Annotated in this window: 11 protein-coding genes and 1 pseudogene; 9 read left to right on the forward strand and 3 right to left on the reverse strand. The window is 69.2% G+C overall.

The genetic code is table 11. The annotated features are described in order from the left end of the window. Positions 1-52: 52 nt before the first annotated feature. Both NV263_RS17680 and NV263_RS17685 read right to left on the reverse strand, forming a co-directional pair. Complete coding sequence (locus tag NV263_RS17680; RefSeq protein ID WP_263247418.1) at positions 53-697, reverse strand: CoA transferase subunit B; 645 nt, start codon at positions 695-697, stop codon at positions 53-55. A gap of 8 nt (positions 698-705) precedes the next feature. Further along, positions 706-1419: a CoA transferase subunit A gene (locus NV263_RS17685; protein WP_263247419.1), complete on the reverse strand. Its 714-nt coding sequence runs from the start codon at positions 1417-1419 to the stop codon at positions 706-708. Positions 1420-1576: 157 nt separating this feature from the next. Between NV263_RS17685 and NV263_RS17690 the strand changes: the two genes are divergently transcribed. From NV263_RS17690 to NV263_RS17700, 3 genes are all read left to right on the forward strand, one after another. Beyond that, positions 1577-2383 (forward strand): IclR family transcriptional regulator, encoded by an 807-nt coding sequence (locus NV263_RS17690; protein WP_263247420.1) that lies wholly within the window; start codon positions 1577-1579, stop codon positions 2381-2383. A 706-nt stretch (positions 2384-3089) separates the two neighbouring features. Further along, positions 3090-4556 (forward strand): purine-cytosine permease family protein, encoded by a 1467-nt coding sequence (locus tag NV263_RS17695; protein ID WP_263247421.1) that lies wholly within the window; start codon positions 3090-3092, stop codon positions 4554-4556. Positions 4557-4674: 118 nt separating this feature from the next. Further along, positions 4675-5625 (forward strand): alcohol dehydrogenase catalytic domain-containing protein, encoded by a 951-nt coding sequence (locus tag NV263_RS17700; RefSeq protein WP_263247422.1) that lies wholly within the window; start codon positions 4675-4677, stop codon positions 5623-5625. Positions 5626-5802: 177 nt separating this feature from the next. On the opposite strand, the gene NV263_RS17705 is transcribed toward NV263_RS17700, so the two are convergent. After that, a complete protein-coding gene (locus NV263_RS17705; protein ID WP_263247423.1) occupies positions 5803-7449 on the reverse strand; it encodes an MBL fold metallo-hydrolase in 1647 nt (548 codons plus the stop codon). Positions 7450-7835: 386 nt separating this feature from the next. Here NV263_RS17705 and NV263_RS17710 point away from each other — a divergent pair. From NV263_RS17710 to NV263_RS17735, 6 genes and pseudogenes are all read left to right on the forward strand, one after another. Next, positions 7836-8192, forward strand: a pseudogene (locus NV263_RS17710) (Gfo/Idh/MocA family protein); the annotation flags it as partial. Next, positions 8193-8942 carry a Gfo/Idh/MocA family protein gene (locus NV263_RS17715; RefSeq protein ID WP_263254251.1) on the forward strand — a complete coding sequence of 250 codons (750 nt, stop codon included), beginning with the start codon at positions 8193-8195 and terminating at the stop codon, positions 8940-8942. It abuts the pseudogene before it with no gap. Beyond that, positions 8939-10042, forward strand: a complete 1104-nt coding sequence (locus NV263_RS17720; protein ID WP_263247424.1) for a DegT/DnrJ/EryC1/StrS family aminotransferase — start codon at positions 8939-8941, stop codon at positions 10040-10042. The genes NV263_RS17715 and NV263_RS17720 overlap by 4 nt, the downstream gene beginning before the upstream one ends. After that, positions 10039-10953 (forward strand): GumC domain-containing protein, encoded by a 915-nt coding sequence (locus NV263_RS17725; RefSeq protein WP_263247425.1) that lies wholly within the window; start codon positions 10039-10041, stop codon positions 10951-10953. Before NV263_RS17720 ends, NV263_RS17725 begins: the two co-directional genes overlap by 4 nt. Continuing rightward, positions 10950-12560 (forward strand): murein biosynthesis integral membrane protein MurJ, encoded by a 1611-nt coding sequence (gene murJ / locus NV263_RS17730; RefSeq protein WP_263247426.1) that lies wholly within the window; start codon positions 10950-10952, stop codon positions 12558-12560. Before NV263_RS17725 ends, murJ begins: the two co-directional genes overlap by 4 nt. 128 nt (positions 12561-12688) lie before the next feature. Continuing rightward, positions 12689-14005 carry a hypothetical protein gene (locus tag NV263_RS17735; protein ID WP_263247427.1) on the forward strand — a complete coding sequence of 439 codons (1317 nt, stop codon included), beginning with the start codon at positions 12689-12691 and terminating at the stop codon, positions 14003-14005. Positions 14006-14031 lie beyond the last annotated feature (26 nt).

The raw sequence follows: 14031 nt of genomic DNA on the forward strand, positions 1-14031 counted from the left end.
GACCGCTGCTACCTGCCCGGCGGCGGAACCCCCGAGCGGATCCTGGTCCGGGTCACCTCGTCGGGACCGGTTCCCGGATCGGGGCGGCGGTCTTGTCCCGGACCTCGTTCTCGGTGACGCCGGGGGCGAGCGAGACCAGCTCCAGACCGTGCGCGGTGACGTCGAGTACCGCCAGGTCGGTGATGATGCGGTTGGCCACCCCGGCACCGGTCAGCGGTAGCGTGCACCGTTCGACGATCTTCGGTGTGCCGTCCTTGGCCACGTGATCGGTGAGCACGACGATCCGGCGGGCGCCGACGACCAGGTCCATCGCGCCGCCCATGCCCTTCACCAGAGCACCCGGGATCGTCCAGTTCGCCAGGTCGCCGGCGCTGCTGACCTGCAGCGCACCCAGGATGGCGATGTCGATGTGCCCGCCGCGCATCATCCCGAAGGACGCCGCCGAATCGAAGTAGCTGGCACCCGGGTTGACCGTGACGGTCTGCTTGCCGGCGTTGATGAGGTCGGCGTCCTCCTCGCCTTCGTAGGGGAAGGGGCCGAGGCCGAGGATGCCGTTCTCGCTCTGCAGCGTCACCTGCACGTCGTCGGGGATGTGGTTGGCGACCAGGGTCGGGATGCCGATCCCGAGGTTGACGTAGTCGCCGTCGCGGAGCTCGGCGGCGGCGATCGCCGCCATCTCGTCACGAGTCCAGGCCATGGCTTCTCCTAGTTGGTCGAGGCGGTGGTGCGGGGGCGCACCGTGCGCTTTTCGATGTCCTTGGTGCGCGGCGCGGCGAGCACCAGGCGGTCGACGTAGATGCCCGGGGTCACCACCCGCTCCGGGTCCAGGTACTCCTCGCTGAGGTGCTCGGCCTCGACCACCGCCACCCGCCCGCAGGTCGCGACGACCGGGTTGAAGTTCCGCGCGCTCGCTCGGTAGGTGAGGTTGCCCGCCGGGTCCGCGGTGTGGGCGTGCACGAGCGCCACGTCGGCGACGATCGCCCGCTCCTGGACGTAGGTCTGCCCGTCGAACTCCGCCAGCGGCTTGCCCTCGGCCACCGGGGTGCCCACGCCCGCGCGGGTGTAGAACGCCGCGATCCCCGCGCCACCGGCCCGCAGCCGCTCGGCGAGCGTCCCCTGCGGCGCGAACTCCACGGTCAGCGTTTCGTCCAGGTACTGCTGGGCGAACAGCTTGTTCTCGCCCACGTAGGACGCGATCACCTTGGCCACCTGCTTGTTCTCCAGCAGCAGGCCGAGCCCCTTGCCGTCGACGCCCATGTTGTTGGACACCACCGTCAACCCGGTGACACCGCTGTCGCGCACGACCTCGATCAGATCGTTCGGGACACCGCACAGGCCGAAACCGCCGACGGCGATCGTCATCCCGTCTTCGAGAACGTCGGCCAGCGCCTCGCCGGCGCTGGAACGCAGCTTCGACAACTCATCACCTCTCGCTTCGGTCCACTGAACGAGCAACGGCAGTAAAGGTCGTTTCCACTTCTTTTCGCAACGGACCGGGAAAAATGGAGGGCGAACTGCTCACCGGACGACCACGATCCACCATCTGCGTTCACTCGGTGAACGCTAGGATGGGGCCATGAGCGACAGTCCGAACGCCCATCTGATCGGCCGGGTCGGCGCCGTGCTCCGGGCGCTGTCGGTCACCAACGAGGCGGGTGCGGCCACCAGCGACCTCGCCAGGACCGTCGACCTCCCCCGGCCGACCGTGCACCGCCTGCTCACCTCCCTGGCGGACGAGGGGTTCGTCGACCGCGACCGGCGCACCGGCCGGTGGTTCCTCGGGCCCGAGCTGTACCTGCTGGGCCAGACGGCAGGCACCCGCTACGACGTGACGCACCACGCCCGCGCGAGCGTGCACCGGCTCGCCGCCAAGACCGGGGAAAGCGCGTTCTTCTCGGCGCTGCGGGGCGAGGAGACGGTGTGCCTGCTCCGCGAGGACGGCGACTTCCCGATCCGGTCGTTCGTGCTCTACGAAGGGGCCCGGTTCCCGCTCGGCGTCGTCTCCGCCGGGCTGGTCATCCTCGCCTTCCTCGACGAGGCGGAGATCGACGCCTACCTCCAGCGTGCGGACCTGACCAGCCGGTGGGGCCGGGCGCACTCCCCCGAGGCGGTGCGCGCCCGCATCGCCAAGACCCGCCACGACGGCTACGCCGTCAACCCCGGCCTGGTGGTCGAAGGCAGCTGGGGCATGGCCGCCGCGGTGTTCGACCCCGCCGGGAAACCCGCGTGGGCGCTGACCCTGACCGGCATCGAAACCCGCTTCCGCCCGGAGCGCCAACCCGAACTCGGCGCCCTCCTCCTCCACGAAGCCCACACCCTGACCCGCGCACTGGACACCTCCCACCGCGCGGCGGAATCCGGCCCGGGACGACGCCGCGGTTGACAACGCCCGCGAACTCCGCCGGAATCGCAGCGTCGTTTTCGCCGCCGCTGGGGGCTTTCCGGAGCGATGCGGCGCTGGGGCGGTTCACCGCCGCACGTTTCGCGTTCGAGGAGGTCGTGCCGTGCCCGGACGCCGTCGATGAGCGCGGGGAGCACCCTCGTGAGGTCTTCGGCGTCGGTGTCGGCGAATGCGCCCTGACACCGGCCTTTCCGGAGGGTGCGGGCACCGGTAGGCGCCGTCGCTGCCGTTGATCAGCCGGTTCGCGGTCCCGGTCGGCGACTTCGGCGGCTCCGTCGCGTGCGGACCGATCTGCCCGGCGAAGGCCCGTGGCGACGCCGGCACTCGCGCAGCACGTGCCGCACCCGCTGGCGCGCCTGGCGACGTCGTGTCCCGCACAGCGGTGGACCGTATCAGCGCATTGCGACAATCGCAACGATTTCTCCGGGATTGCGACGCGCGAGCAAGCTCCGAGATGTGTTGATCACGCTAGGGCAAGTGCTTTTACCTGCGAAAATGTCCGCCTGGCTTGACCTGTGCCGCCTTCTGCGTTCACAGTATTGCCCCATCACATGGCTGACTGTTCAGTAGAATCGCAACGATCGCGTCGAACCAGCGAGAAAGGGGATCGCGGCTGCTTCGCCGACACACGGCTGATGATCGTCGCTCCCGCCGCGCTGTCACCGACACTGAAGGAGCAGCAACGAGCATGCTGGCCAATCAGCAAGAGCAGGCCACCGGGGCACCGCCCGGTGAGGCCAAGGCGCTTGCCATCGAATCCCGTTCCATCGACTACGTCCCGCAAGCGGAGCGGCACGGCAAGGTGTGGCACCTGTGGCCGGTGTGGTTCGCCGGCGACGCCCACCTCGCCACCGTCGCCACCGGCGCCCTCGGCATCACGATGGGCGCGAACCTGCTGTGGACGTCGATCGCGATCGTCCTCGGATGCGCGTTCGGCACGTTCTTCATGGCGTTCCACTCCACCCAGGGACCGCAGCTGGGCCTGCCGCAGATGATCCAGTCCCGGCCCCAGTTCGGCTATCTCGGCGCCCTGCTGGTGTGGGTCGTGGCGCTGGTGACCTACGTCGGGTACAACGCGTTCAACACGGTGCTCGCCGGCGACTCGGCGCACCTGCTCACCGGCATCAGCGCGAAACCGGCGTACGTGCTGTTCACCGTCGCGGCGCTGGCCGTCGCGATCTTCGGCTACCGGCTGATCCACAAGGCGCAGCGGATCCTGGCGTACGTGCTGATCGCGGCGCTGCTGGCGTTCAGCGTGGGCGTCGTCGTCGCGGGCCACTTCCCCGCCGGCCAGCTCGACCTCCACGGTTTCCAGTTCACCGCTTTCCTGGCGCAGTTCTTCACCGCGGCCGCGTACCAGTTGTCGTGGTCGATCTACGTCTCCGACTACTCCCGCTACCTGCCCCGGAACGTGGGCGTGCGGCCCTCGTTCTGGTGGACCTACCTGGGTGCGCTGATCGGCGGCGCGTGGATGATGCTGCTCGGCGCGGTGGCCACCGCGCTCAACTCGCAGCTCGGCGTGCCCGAGGCGGTGCGCAACGCCGGTGACATGATCTTCCCCGGGTTCGGGGCGGTGCTGCTGGTGGTGGCGTTGCTCGGCCTGATCACGATCTCCGGCATCCAGTTCTACGGCGCGTCGCTGACCCTGCTGTCCATCGGCGACTCGATCAAGCCGATCGCCCGCAGCACGCGAGCGAAGCGGATCGCGACCCTGGTCGGCTCGGCCGTGGTCTCCACGGCGATCGCGTTCGGCGCGTCGCAGGACTTCCTGTCCCAGTTCGGTGACTTCCTGACCATCCTGCTGTACCTGTTCACCCCGTGGACCGCGATCAACCTGGTCGACTTCTACCTGGTGCGGCACACCCACTACTCGATTCGCGAGATCTTCAACCCGCGCGGCATGTACGGCCGGTGGAACTGGCGCGGGCTCTCCGCCTACGTCATCGGGTTCGTGGCGATGATCCCCTTCATGAAGGCCGGCTCGTTCACCGGCCCCGTCGCGAACGTGCTCGGTGGCGCCGACATCTCGATGATCTCGGGCTTGATCGTCTCGGCGGTGGCCTACTGGTGGGCCTGCCGCTCGATCGACCTGGAAGCCGAGAAGCGGCGGATCACCGAGGCCGATCGCGACATCGAGACCAACGGCGTCGAATGACCCTGTCCGCGACGAGGGCTCCGCAGACCGCTTCCGGTGTGCGGAGCCCTTTCCCGAGCGGTGGACGCGGGGCCGAACCCCGTCGCCCGGGACGCGACCGCGGGCATACATTGCGATCATGCGCGCCGTCGTGATCGATTCCCGCGGGACCTTCCAACTGGAGCAGCGTCCGGAACCGGTCGGACCGGGGACCGTGGTGGTCCGGGTGCGGGCTGCCGGGCTCAACGCCGCCGACTTGCAGCAGGCGCGGGGGGACTACCCGGCGCCACCGGGATGGCCGGCCGAGGTGCCCGGCCTGGAGGTCGCGGGCGAGGTCGAGCAGATCGGATCCGGTGTCGCGGAGTTCGCGCCCGGGGACCGGGTGATGGCACTGGTCGGCGGCGGCGGTCACGCCGAGCGGATCGCGGTCCCGGCCGATCTCCTGCTGCCGGTGCCGGAGGGCCTGTCGTGGCAGGAGGCCGCCGGTTTCCCGGAGGCGTTCAGCACCGCCTGGGACGCCCTGGTCGCCCAGGCCGGGGTCCGCGCCGGCGACCGGGTGCTGGTCACTGGCGCGGCGGGCGGGGTGGGCACGGCCGCGGTGCAGGTCGCCGCGGTCTCCGGAGCGCACACCGTGGCCAGCGTGCGCCGGCCCGAACTCCACGACCGCGTGCGGGCGCTCGCCCCCGACGGCCGGGTGGACGTCGTGACTCCCGACCAGGAAGCCGCGCACGCGCCGTACGACGTGATCGTGGAACTGGTCGGCGGCGAGGAGTGCCTGCAACGGGTCGCTCTGCTCCGCAGCCGGGGCACGATCCTCGTCGTCGGAGTGCAGGCCGGCACCACGGCACCGCTGCGGATGTTCGATCTCATGCTCGCGCGGGCCCACCTGATCGGCACCACCATCCGCGGACGCGCACCCGCCGAGAAAGCGCTGCTGGCCGCCAGCGTGCGGACGTCCGTGGTTCCCCTGCTGGCGCGGGGAATGGTACGGGTACCCGTCGACACGGCCTTCCCGTTCGAGGAGTTCGCCGACGCCTACGCCCGGCTGGCCGGGCCGGGCAAGTTCGGCAAGGTCGTCCTGCTGCCCTGACGCGCTTGAGCCACCTTCGTTCCGCACGTCACTGGAAGTTCTGCATCGGCGGATCTGGTGGCGAGGTTGCCGTGTGCGCCTGGCGCGAACGGCCAGCCGCCGTAGCCGCCGAGGAAGCTGGAGCCGGCCGACTCGGCGACCAGCGGGCAACGATGCGGTGTCCACCGGTGAGCACGGTCAGGATGTCCGATTCGGTGTCTCCTGTGCCGGAATCGGCCCGTCAGCAGCACCTTCCGGATGTTCGGACTCCTGACCGATGCCGACTCTTTCGCGTTCGAGGTCCGGGAGGGCGCGAACCGCGATGGTGGCCGCGTTGCTCGTGCATTCCCCGGTGTCGAGCCGGAACTTCCACCCGTGTCCGGGGCACACCACACAGCCATCGCTGATCTGCCCCTGGGTCAGGTCGGCCATCGCATGCGGGCAGTAGCGTTGGATCTCGTAACGCACTCCCCCGTCTTCGACGATCGCTCGTTCACCCAGCTGCTTCTGCCTCTCGTAACGGGCATAGGCTCGATAGCTGTCCGGGTTGGCGAACCGGAGGAAGACCACGAGGAACTCGTTGTACTCGTCGGGGGTGCGGCTGGCGCCGACGCGCAGGCTCAGCAGCAGCTCCTCCCAGCTGAGCTCCCCGTCCAGCACGAGGTTCAACAGGCGGTCCTCGATGCGGAGGGTGTAGAAGCAATCCTCGCCGGCGTACCGGTACACCGAGTCGCGGTTCCTCGTGAAGTCGACGACGAACCGTTCCGGGTTCGGCCCCGTGGTCTCCACCAGTACCCGACCGTCGATCTTCCGGCGGAAGAACGCCGAGGAGGACACCAGCGGCTGGAAATGAGCGCGGAGCTTGTCCTCCAGGGATTCCGGGGCGGGCGGGATGGCGGCCAGCTCGTGGGAGATCAACGGCAGCCGATCTCGTTGGTATCGCTCCAGATATGCCCGCTTGTCGGTGAAGCAGGCGGCTTGCAGCCGACGTTCGTTGTCGGTCCCGTAATCGGACTTGTCCTCCAGCAGGTCGCCTGGAAGCAGGATGATCGTCCGTTCGGCGAAGCCCTCTCGCTGGGCGTACCTGTAGAACTCCAGCTGGGTGGGGAAGATCGAGTCCTCTTCGAAGTTCAGCTCGAAGTGCTCCGGGTCCAGGAAGCACGGCGGACCCGCGCTCGGCACCAACCACCGCGCACCCGAGGCGGCGAAGTTCTTGCCGACCGCGGCGAACTTGTTCCGCCGCTTGTGCCGCGAGATCTCGCGCTTGCGCTCGGAATCGTAGTCGTAGACGTGCGGGTGCCAGTTGGCTCCCGAGTACTGGACGAACAGGTAGTCGATGTCGAATTCGCGACGGATCCAGGCAAGGTCCCTGCCCGAGACCTTCATGTCGTTGACGTCGGCGATGGTGCCGCGCGGCGTTTCGATCATCAGGGTGCAGTCGTCCCAGATCGGCACGGACTGCACCACCGGGGTCAGTGCGAGGTCCTCGGACAGCTGGATCTTCTCGTGTGATGCTGCGACCACGACCTCGTTGGAAACGGTGGCGAGCAGCTCGTCGCGCAGGTAGGTGTCGGTGTACTTGGGAATGATGATCTTCGTCCGCGGGCTGATCGTGCGCAGGAAGTCGACGTCGAAGTGGTCTCGGTGCTCGTGCGACAGAACCACGTAGTCGACCTCGCGCAGGGGTTCGAGATCGAGGTGGTCGTTGCGCGGGAATTGGTGCCACGCGGACAGGAACGCTCCTCGGGACGAGAACCAGGGGTCGGTGACCAACGAAGCCGTCGGTGTGCTCACGTAGATGGAGGCGTGTCCGTAGAACCGGATCTCCGTGCTGTCCGCGCCCAATGCTCTTCCTCACTGATCGGGGTCGTGCGCTCCGCCGCCATTGATCCGCTCCTGAGCGGCCGCCGCAACTCGCGCTCACCCGAATCGGGCGCTTGATCAGCCCGAACGGGATCCGCATCCGCGAAACGCGAATCGCGAACGTTTCGCTTGTTCATTTTTTCGTCTGCTCACAGCGCGCTTCGCCCGTCCACCCGGCAGGCGACGCGCAACTGACGGTGCCTGCGCAACCACTTCCCGGCAGGTGCGCCGAACGCCGCACACACCGACGCTCAATCGGCTTGTCGCGTCTGCACTTTGGTGTGCTCGGCGAGCGCGAGTCTTGGCCACTCCACCAACGATTTCCTGCAAGGACCTCCATTGCCCGTCGTTGCCGCTGGAGACATGTCATGACTTCATCCGACGTCGTCCACGTCGCCGTCGTGGGGTACGGCTACTGGGGCTCGAAACACGTGCGGGTGCTCAGCACGGTTCCCGACGTGGAGGTGATGGTCGTCGACCAGGACCGCGGGCGGTTGGCCGAGGCCAAGCGGAACTTCCCGGCGGTGGACGTCACCACGCACCTCGACGACGTGCTGCCCCGGGCGCACGCGGTGGTGGTTGCGACACCACCGGCCAGCCATGCGTGAATCGCGCTGCGCTCGGTGCTCGCCGGTTGTCACACCCTCGTCGAGAAGCCTCTGGCGACGTCCGTCCAGGACGCACGCGCGCTCGTGGACACCGCGGACGCGCATGACGTGACCCTGATGGCGGGGCACACCTTCGAGTACAACGCCGCGGTGCGCAAGCTCAAGGAAATCATCGCTTCCGGCGATCTCGGGCGGGTGCTCTACATCGACACCGCGCGGCTGAACTTGGGCCTCTACCAGCACGACGTGAACGTCATCTGGGACCTCGCGCCGCACGACCTGTCGATCATCTCGTTCCTGATGGGCGAGAACCCGACTACGGTGACGACGTGGGCGCACCACCACGTCGGCGGACGGCACGCGGACGTGGCGCACCTGCGGCTGGAACTGGCCGAATCGGGCACCTACGCGTTCGTGCACGTCAGCTGGCTGAACCCGCAGAAGGTCCGGCGCGTGACGGTGGTCGGCGACCGGAAGATGGCCGTCTACGACGACACGTCCGACGAGGACCGCATCCGCGTCTACGACATCGGTGTCGCCCCAAGGGAAATCGATGACCCGGCGGACGCGCACGCCATGCCGGTCACGTACCGGTCCGGTGACATCGTCTCCCCGCACGTGGTGTTCCGGGAACCACTGCTGGTGCAGGACACCCACTTCATCGACTGCATCCGAACCGGACGTCCCCCGAGCACACCCGGCTCCAGCGGCCTGGAGGTGGTCCGGGTTCTCAGCGCCTCGGACCTGGCTCAGGCCACCGGACGACCGGTGAAGGTGCCGGACATCCCGACCCAGCGCCGCGCTCCGGGCATCCGGGCAACCCGACAGCTAGCCGGCCCGGTCGGTTCCGGGGAAGTAACGCCATGAAGTCGACAGCGATCCCGTTCTTGGACCTCGTGGCGGTCAACGCCGATCTCCAGGTCGATCTCGAATTGGCCTGGAAGGCCATCATCGGGCACGGCAAGTTCGTAGGCGGGCCCGAGGTGGAGCGGTTCGAGCGCCAATTCGCCGACTTCTGCGGTGCGCGGTGCTGCATCGGCGTGGCCAACGGGACGGATGCCATCGAGCTGGCCCTGACCGCGCTGGGAATCGGTCGTGGCGACGAGGTCATCGTCCCCACCAACACCTTCGTCGCCACTGCGGAAGCCATCTGCGCGACCGGAGCGCGACCGCGGTTCGTCGACGTTCTCCCCGACACGCTCCTGCTCGATCCTGCGGCGGCTGCGGACGCGGTGAACCGGCGTACCGCCGCGGTCATCGGAGTGCACCTGTTCGGGCAGATGGTCGACGTTCCCGCGGTCTCCGCGGTAGCCGAACGGTACAAGCTGGCGTTCATCGAGGATGCGGCGCAGGCCCACGGGGCGCGCCACTCCGGCCGGCGGGCCGGAAGCATCGGCCATGTCGCGGCATTCAGCTTCTACCCCGGCAAGAACCTCGGTGCGTTGGGCGACGGCGGTGCCGTCATGACCGACGACGTCCAACTCGCTGATCGGGTTCGCCGGCTGGCGAACCACGGTCGCGCCGAGGGCGATCGGCACCGCCACGAACTGCTCGGCCGCAACAGCAGGCTGGACAGCATCCAGGCCGCGGCGCTGGCGCTGAAGCTCCCGCGCCTCGACGCGGAGAACAGTCGCCGCCGCGAGCTCATGGACCGCTACCGGGCGTGGCTGCCGCCGTCGTTCGAGCCGGTGCGCACCGATCCCGCCGCCGAACACGTGCACCACCTCGCCGTGGTTCGCACGGCGGTGCGGGAGCAGGCGCGCACGGCGTTGACCGCTGCCGGTGTGGGGTGGGGCGTGCACTACCCGGTCCCGTGCCATCGGCAGCCCGCGTTCGCCGAGTACGGCGGACGCCTTCCGGTCGCCGAACAGGCGGCCGAACAGATCTTGTCCCTGCCGATGTCCCCGACACTGCGCGACACCGATATCGCGCGGGTCTGTGAAACATTGCGAGGAGCTCGGCCTTGACCGAAACCAAGCACACCAGCGCGACACCGCCCCAGCACTCGAAACTGCGCTTGACACCGCCCCGACCACCGGAGTCCTCCTTCGCAGGGCGACGACTCGCGGACGACGCCGCCCTGGAGGCACCCGAGAACCGGAGCCGGGCGTGGTCAGCGGTCTTGGCGAACAAGCGCCGACTGCTCCTCGTATCGCTGTTGATCGTGCTGATCGGCTCCTGCGCCGGGCTCGGAAGCGCGCTGCTGTGGCCCCGGACGTACGCGGCGCGGGCTCAGGTCCTCTTCGAGATCAGCGAGGAGAAGCCGACCGGCTTCCTGCGTCAGGACCGCAGCCTGACGACCCAGTTGGTGCTGTTGCGGAGCAGGCAGGTGCTCGCCCCGGTGGCCGCGCAGGAACGCATTCCCGTGGAGGAAATGGAAAAGCAGGTCACGGTGTCCTTGCTGGACAGCAGTGAGGTCATCCAGGTGGAGGCGAGGGCAGGTGCTCGCGATGTCGCGCAGCGTCGAGCTCAGGAGATCGTCGATCGCTACCTGCAGGTGTCCACCACCAACAGCTCGTCCGAAGTGGAGGGCTACGTTCACAGCCAACTGACCGAGGTCCAGGGGCAGCTCGCGCAGGCGCGCGCCCATCTCGAAGGCGAGCGCGCCACTTCGGCTCCCGGTTCGTCCGCGCTCGCCGTGGCCGAGTCCCAGGTGCAGTCCCTCTCGCAGCGCGAGCAGCAGCTGCGGTCGCAGGCCGACCAGCTCAGCGTTGCCGAGCTCAGTCGTTCCGCGCCGAAGGTCGTGGTGCCTCCGTACGGGGTACCGGACGCCGTCAGTCCACGACCGCTGTTCGCGTTGGCGGCAGGCGTGCTGGCCGGAGTTCTCGTCGCGGCCGTCACCGCCGCAGTGCTCGTCCGCCGGTGGAGCATGCGATGAGCGCCCACGCCGTTCTCCAGCCCGAGGCGCCCCGGTCGGCGACGGGGAGGACGGTGCGACGTTCCGCGGTCGTCGCCGGCGGGGTCCTGGTCAGCCGGGTGACCGGGCTGGTCCGGGTGATCGTCCTGGGGGCAGTGTTCGGGCCGACGTACTTCGCGAACGCGTTCGTCACCACGAACCTGGTCCCCAACTTCATCTACACGGTGATCGCAGGCCAGGCCCTAGCGCTGGTGGTCGTCCCGTCCGTGGTGCACGCGCTGGCGCATGGCGGCCCCGAGGTGGCGACCAGGATGCTCGGCCGCGTCAGCGGCTTCGTGCTGACCGCCTCGGCCGCGCTGGCCGGTGTGGTCGCGCTCGCCGCTCCGGTGTTCGCGTGGTGCTTGGGCCTCGGGATCACCGATCCGGTGCTTCGGGAGCAGACCGAGTACACAGCCGCGGTCCTCGTCCTGCTGGTCGCGCCGCAGACCGTGCTCTACACCGCCGCGGCGCTGGGGGCCGCCGCCCAACAGGCGCGGGAACGCTTCGCTCTGGCGGCGGTGGCTCCCGCGGTGGAGAACGTCGTGCTCATCGGCGTCGTTGTCGCCATGGGCCTCCGTTGGGGGGCCGGGCTGGAAGTCGCCGAAGTTCCGACCGACGCGATCGTCTTCCTCGGTGCGGGCAGCACGCTCGCTGTCGCCTCGCACGCCGGTCTCCAGCTGTTCGGGGCAGCCCGTGCCGGGTTGCCGTTGCGTCCATCGTTGCGGTGGAGGCGAGATCCGGAGGCCGTGGCGGCGCTGCGGCGGCTGCGGAGCTCGCTCAGCGTTCCCCTGGCTCCCGCCGCTGCGCTGTTCGTCGTCCTGGCCGTCGCGTCGACCGTTCCCGGCGGGGTCCTGGTGGTGCAGACGGCGTACGCGGTCATGCAGCTCCCGACCGCGTTGGGGGCGCGGGCGGTGTCGACCGTGGTCTTGCCCGGGATGTCGGCGGCGGCGGCGCGCGACGACCAGAGCGCCTTCGCCGCGTCCTGGCGGCAGGCGTTGACGTTCGCGGCCATGATCAGCATGCCCCCGCTGCTGCTGGTGGCCGGGCTCGCCCATCCGCTCGCCGGGGCGCTGGCGAACGGGGAACTGCACTCCGGACCGCTGATCGACCAGATAGCGGCGTGCTTGGCGGTGATCGCGGTCGCCCAGCTCGCCGCTGGCGTGCACATGGTCGGCAGGCAGGCCCTGTTCGCGCACCTCGACACTCGCTGCCCACGGCACGCCAGTTACGCGTTGCTGGCTGCGACGCTGGCCGTCGCCGCCGCGTCGCTGTTGCTGTCCGACGGCCAGTCACGGCTGGTCGTGCTCTGCGCGGGTCTGCTGGCCGGTGAGCTGGCCGGCGCCGCAGTGGTCTTGGCGGGCCTTCGAGCCGCGTTGCGGACGCAACGCTGGATCGACCTCGGGCAGCTCGCTCGCATGCTCCTGGCCGCGCTCGCGATGGTGCCCGTCGTGGCGTTCGGCCGGTGGCTGCTGACGGCCGGCGGTGCCGAACGCGTCTGGTCGGTTGTGCTCCTGGGTGGCTGCGGGCTCGCCGCGGTCGCCGTCTACGCCGCAGTGGTGCGAGTCGGCTGGTCGGGGTGGCGGCCGTGAAAGCGGTGCTGGCCCGTCAAGACGACTGCCTGCGCGGCCAGGGGCAGTTCGGTGACGCGTTGGTCGTGGTCCGCGGTGTCCTGTGCGCGGTGCTGGCCGGACTCGTGGCCGGGCTGGCTGGTCCGGTGGTGGCCGCGGTCCTGCTGGCGGTGTTGCTGTTCGGCGCGTGCGCCTATCGCCCGGTCTTCGCGGTCTACGCCTACCTGCTGGTCCTGCCCTTCGTCGCGGGCATCGGCCGCGACACGCTCGTGCCGGGAGTCCGGCCGAACGAGGCTCTCCTCGTCCTGTTGATGGCCGGGGCGTGCGTCGGTGGTTACGTGCGGCTGCTGCGAGGGGACGCGATCCCGCTGCGCCTGAAGCCGATCGACGCACCACTCGCCTGTTTTGTGCTGTTCAGCACGGTGTGGCCACTCGCGTTGCTCATGCTGCGCGGCAGTGCGCCGCAGCGATCCGATCTGGCGGCGGTGCTGCCGGTGCTCAAGCTCACCGCGCTGTTCCTGCTCGTGCGGCTGACCGTGCACACCGACCAGCAGCGGCGCCGGTGCATCCGGCTGATCGTCTGGCCTGCCGGCGGGCTGGCCGCCGTCGCGGTCCTGCAGACCCTGGGCTTCGGACCGGTGCTGACCTTGCTGAAGGCGCTGTGGCAGGTCGATGCCGGCGGGGCCAGCGATCGCGGTTCGGCGACTCTCGGGTCGTCGATCGCGACCGGCGACTACATCATCGCGGGGCTCGCTCTGCTGCTGTGCTGCGGCACGCGGGAAATGCTCGGCCGCCGGGAACGGATCGGCTTGGGCCTGGTGCTCGCGGCCGGTGTGCTGGCTTCCGGCCAGTTCTCGACCTGGATTTCCGCGGTGGTCGCCGCAGTGCTCATCCTGCGTCGTTTCCCCCAGGTGCGTCGGCGGGCGGCGCGCTTCCTGCCGTTGGCGGGCCTTGCTGCGGTCGTCGGAGCGCCCGCGTTCCTGGGCAGGATGGCCGACTTCGCCCAGGGTTATGCCCTCCCCCGCAGCTGGCTGGGCCGCTGGGACAACCTCACCAGCTTCTACCTGCCGCGCTTGGGGGACTTCCACTTCGTTCTGGGTGTCTCGCCGAATTCGGTGCTGCCGGCACCGGAGACCTGGCGGAACGTGATCTACCTCGAATCCGGCTATCTGGATTTCCTGTGGGTGGGCGGTATCCCGTTGCTCGCCGCGTTCGCGTGGTTGTCGGTCACAGTGCTGCGCGAGACCAGGCGGCTGGGCGAACGCCCGGACGCGTTGGGGGCGTGCGCGGCGACTTTGGAAATCGCCTGGTGGATGGTCGTGGTCCTCTCGCTCATCGACATCCACCTGGTCGTGCGCGGATTCGGCGATCTGCTCTTCGTACTTCTGGCGATCACGTCGCGGAGGCTTGCTGATGATCGGAACACCGCTGAAGATCCTGCTGTCGAGCGGTCTCGCACCGTCTAGGCGGTCCACGTCCGCGCCACGACGGC

Source organism: Saccharopolyspora rosea (genome assembly GCF_025643595.1).
In the GTDB taxonomy this organism is placed as follows: domain Bacteria; phylum Actinomycetota; class Actinomycetes; order Mycobacteriales; family Pseudonocardiaceae; genus Saccharopolyspora; species Saccharopolyspora rosea.

Excerpts from the sequence above, each read along its gene's own strand:
- NV263_RS17680 (WP_263247418.1), bottom strand. The coding sequence starts at position 697 with ATGGCCTGGACTCGTGACGAGATGGCGGCGATCGCCGCCGCCGAGCTC.
- NV263_RS17690 (WP_263247420.1), top strand. The coding sequence starts at position 1,577 with ATGAGCGACAGTCCGAACGCCCATCTGATCGGCCGGGTCGGCGCCGTG.
- NV263_RS17695 (WP_263247421.1), top strand. The coding sequence starts at position 3,090 with ATGCTGGCCAATCAGCAAGAGCAGGCCACCGGGGCACCGCCCGGTGAG.
- NV263_RS17700 (WP_263247422.1), top strand. The coding sequence starts at position 4,675 with ATGCGCGCCGTCGTGATCGATTCCCGCGGGACCTTCCAACTGGAGCAG.
- NV263_RS17715 (WP_263254251.1), top strand. The coding sequence starts at position 8,193 with ATGGCGGGGCACACCTTCGAGTACAACGCCGCGGTGCGCAAGCTCAAG.
- NV263_RS17720 (WP_263247424.1), top strand. The coding sequence starts at position 8,939 with ATGAAGTCGACAGCGATCCCGTTCTTGGACCTCGTGGCGGTCAACGCC.
- murJ (WP_263247426.1), top strand. The coding sequence starts at position 10,950 with ATGAGCGCCCACGCCGTTCTCCAGCCCGAGGCGCCCCGGTCGGCGACG.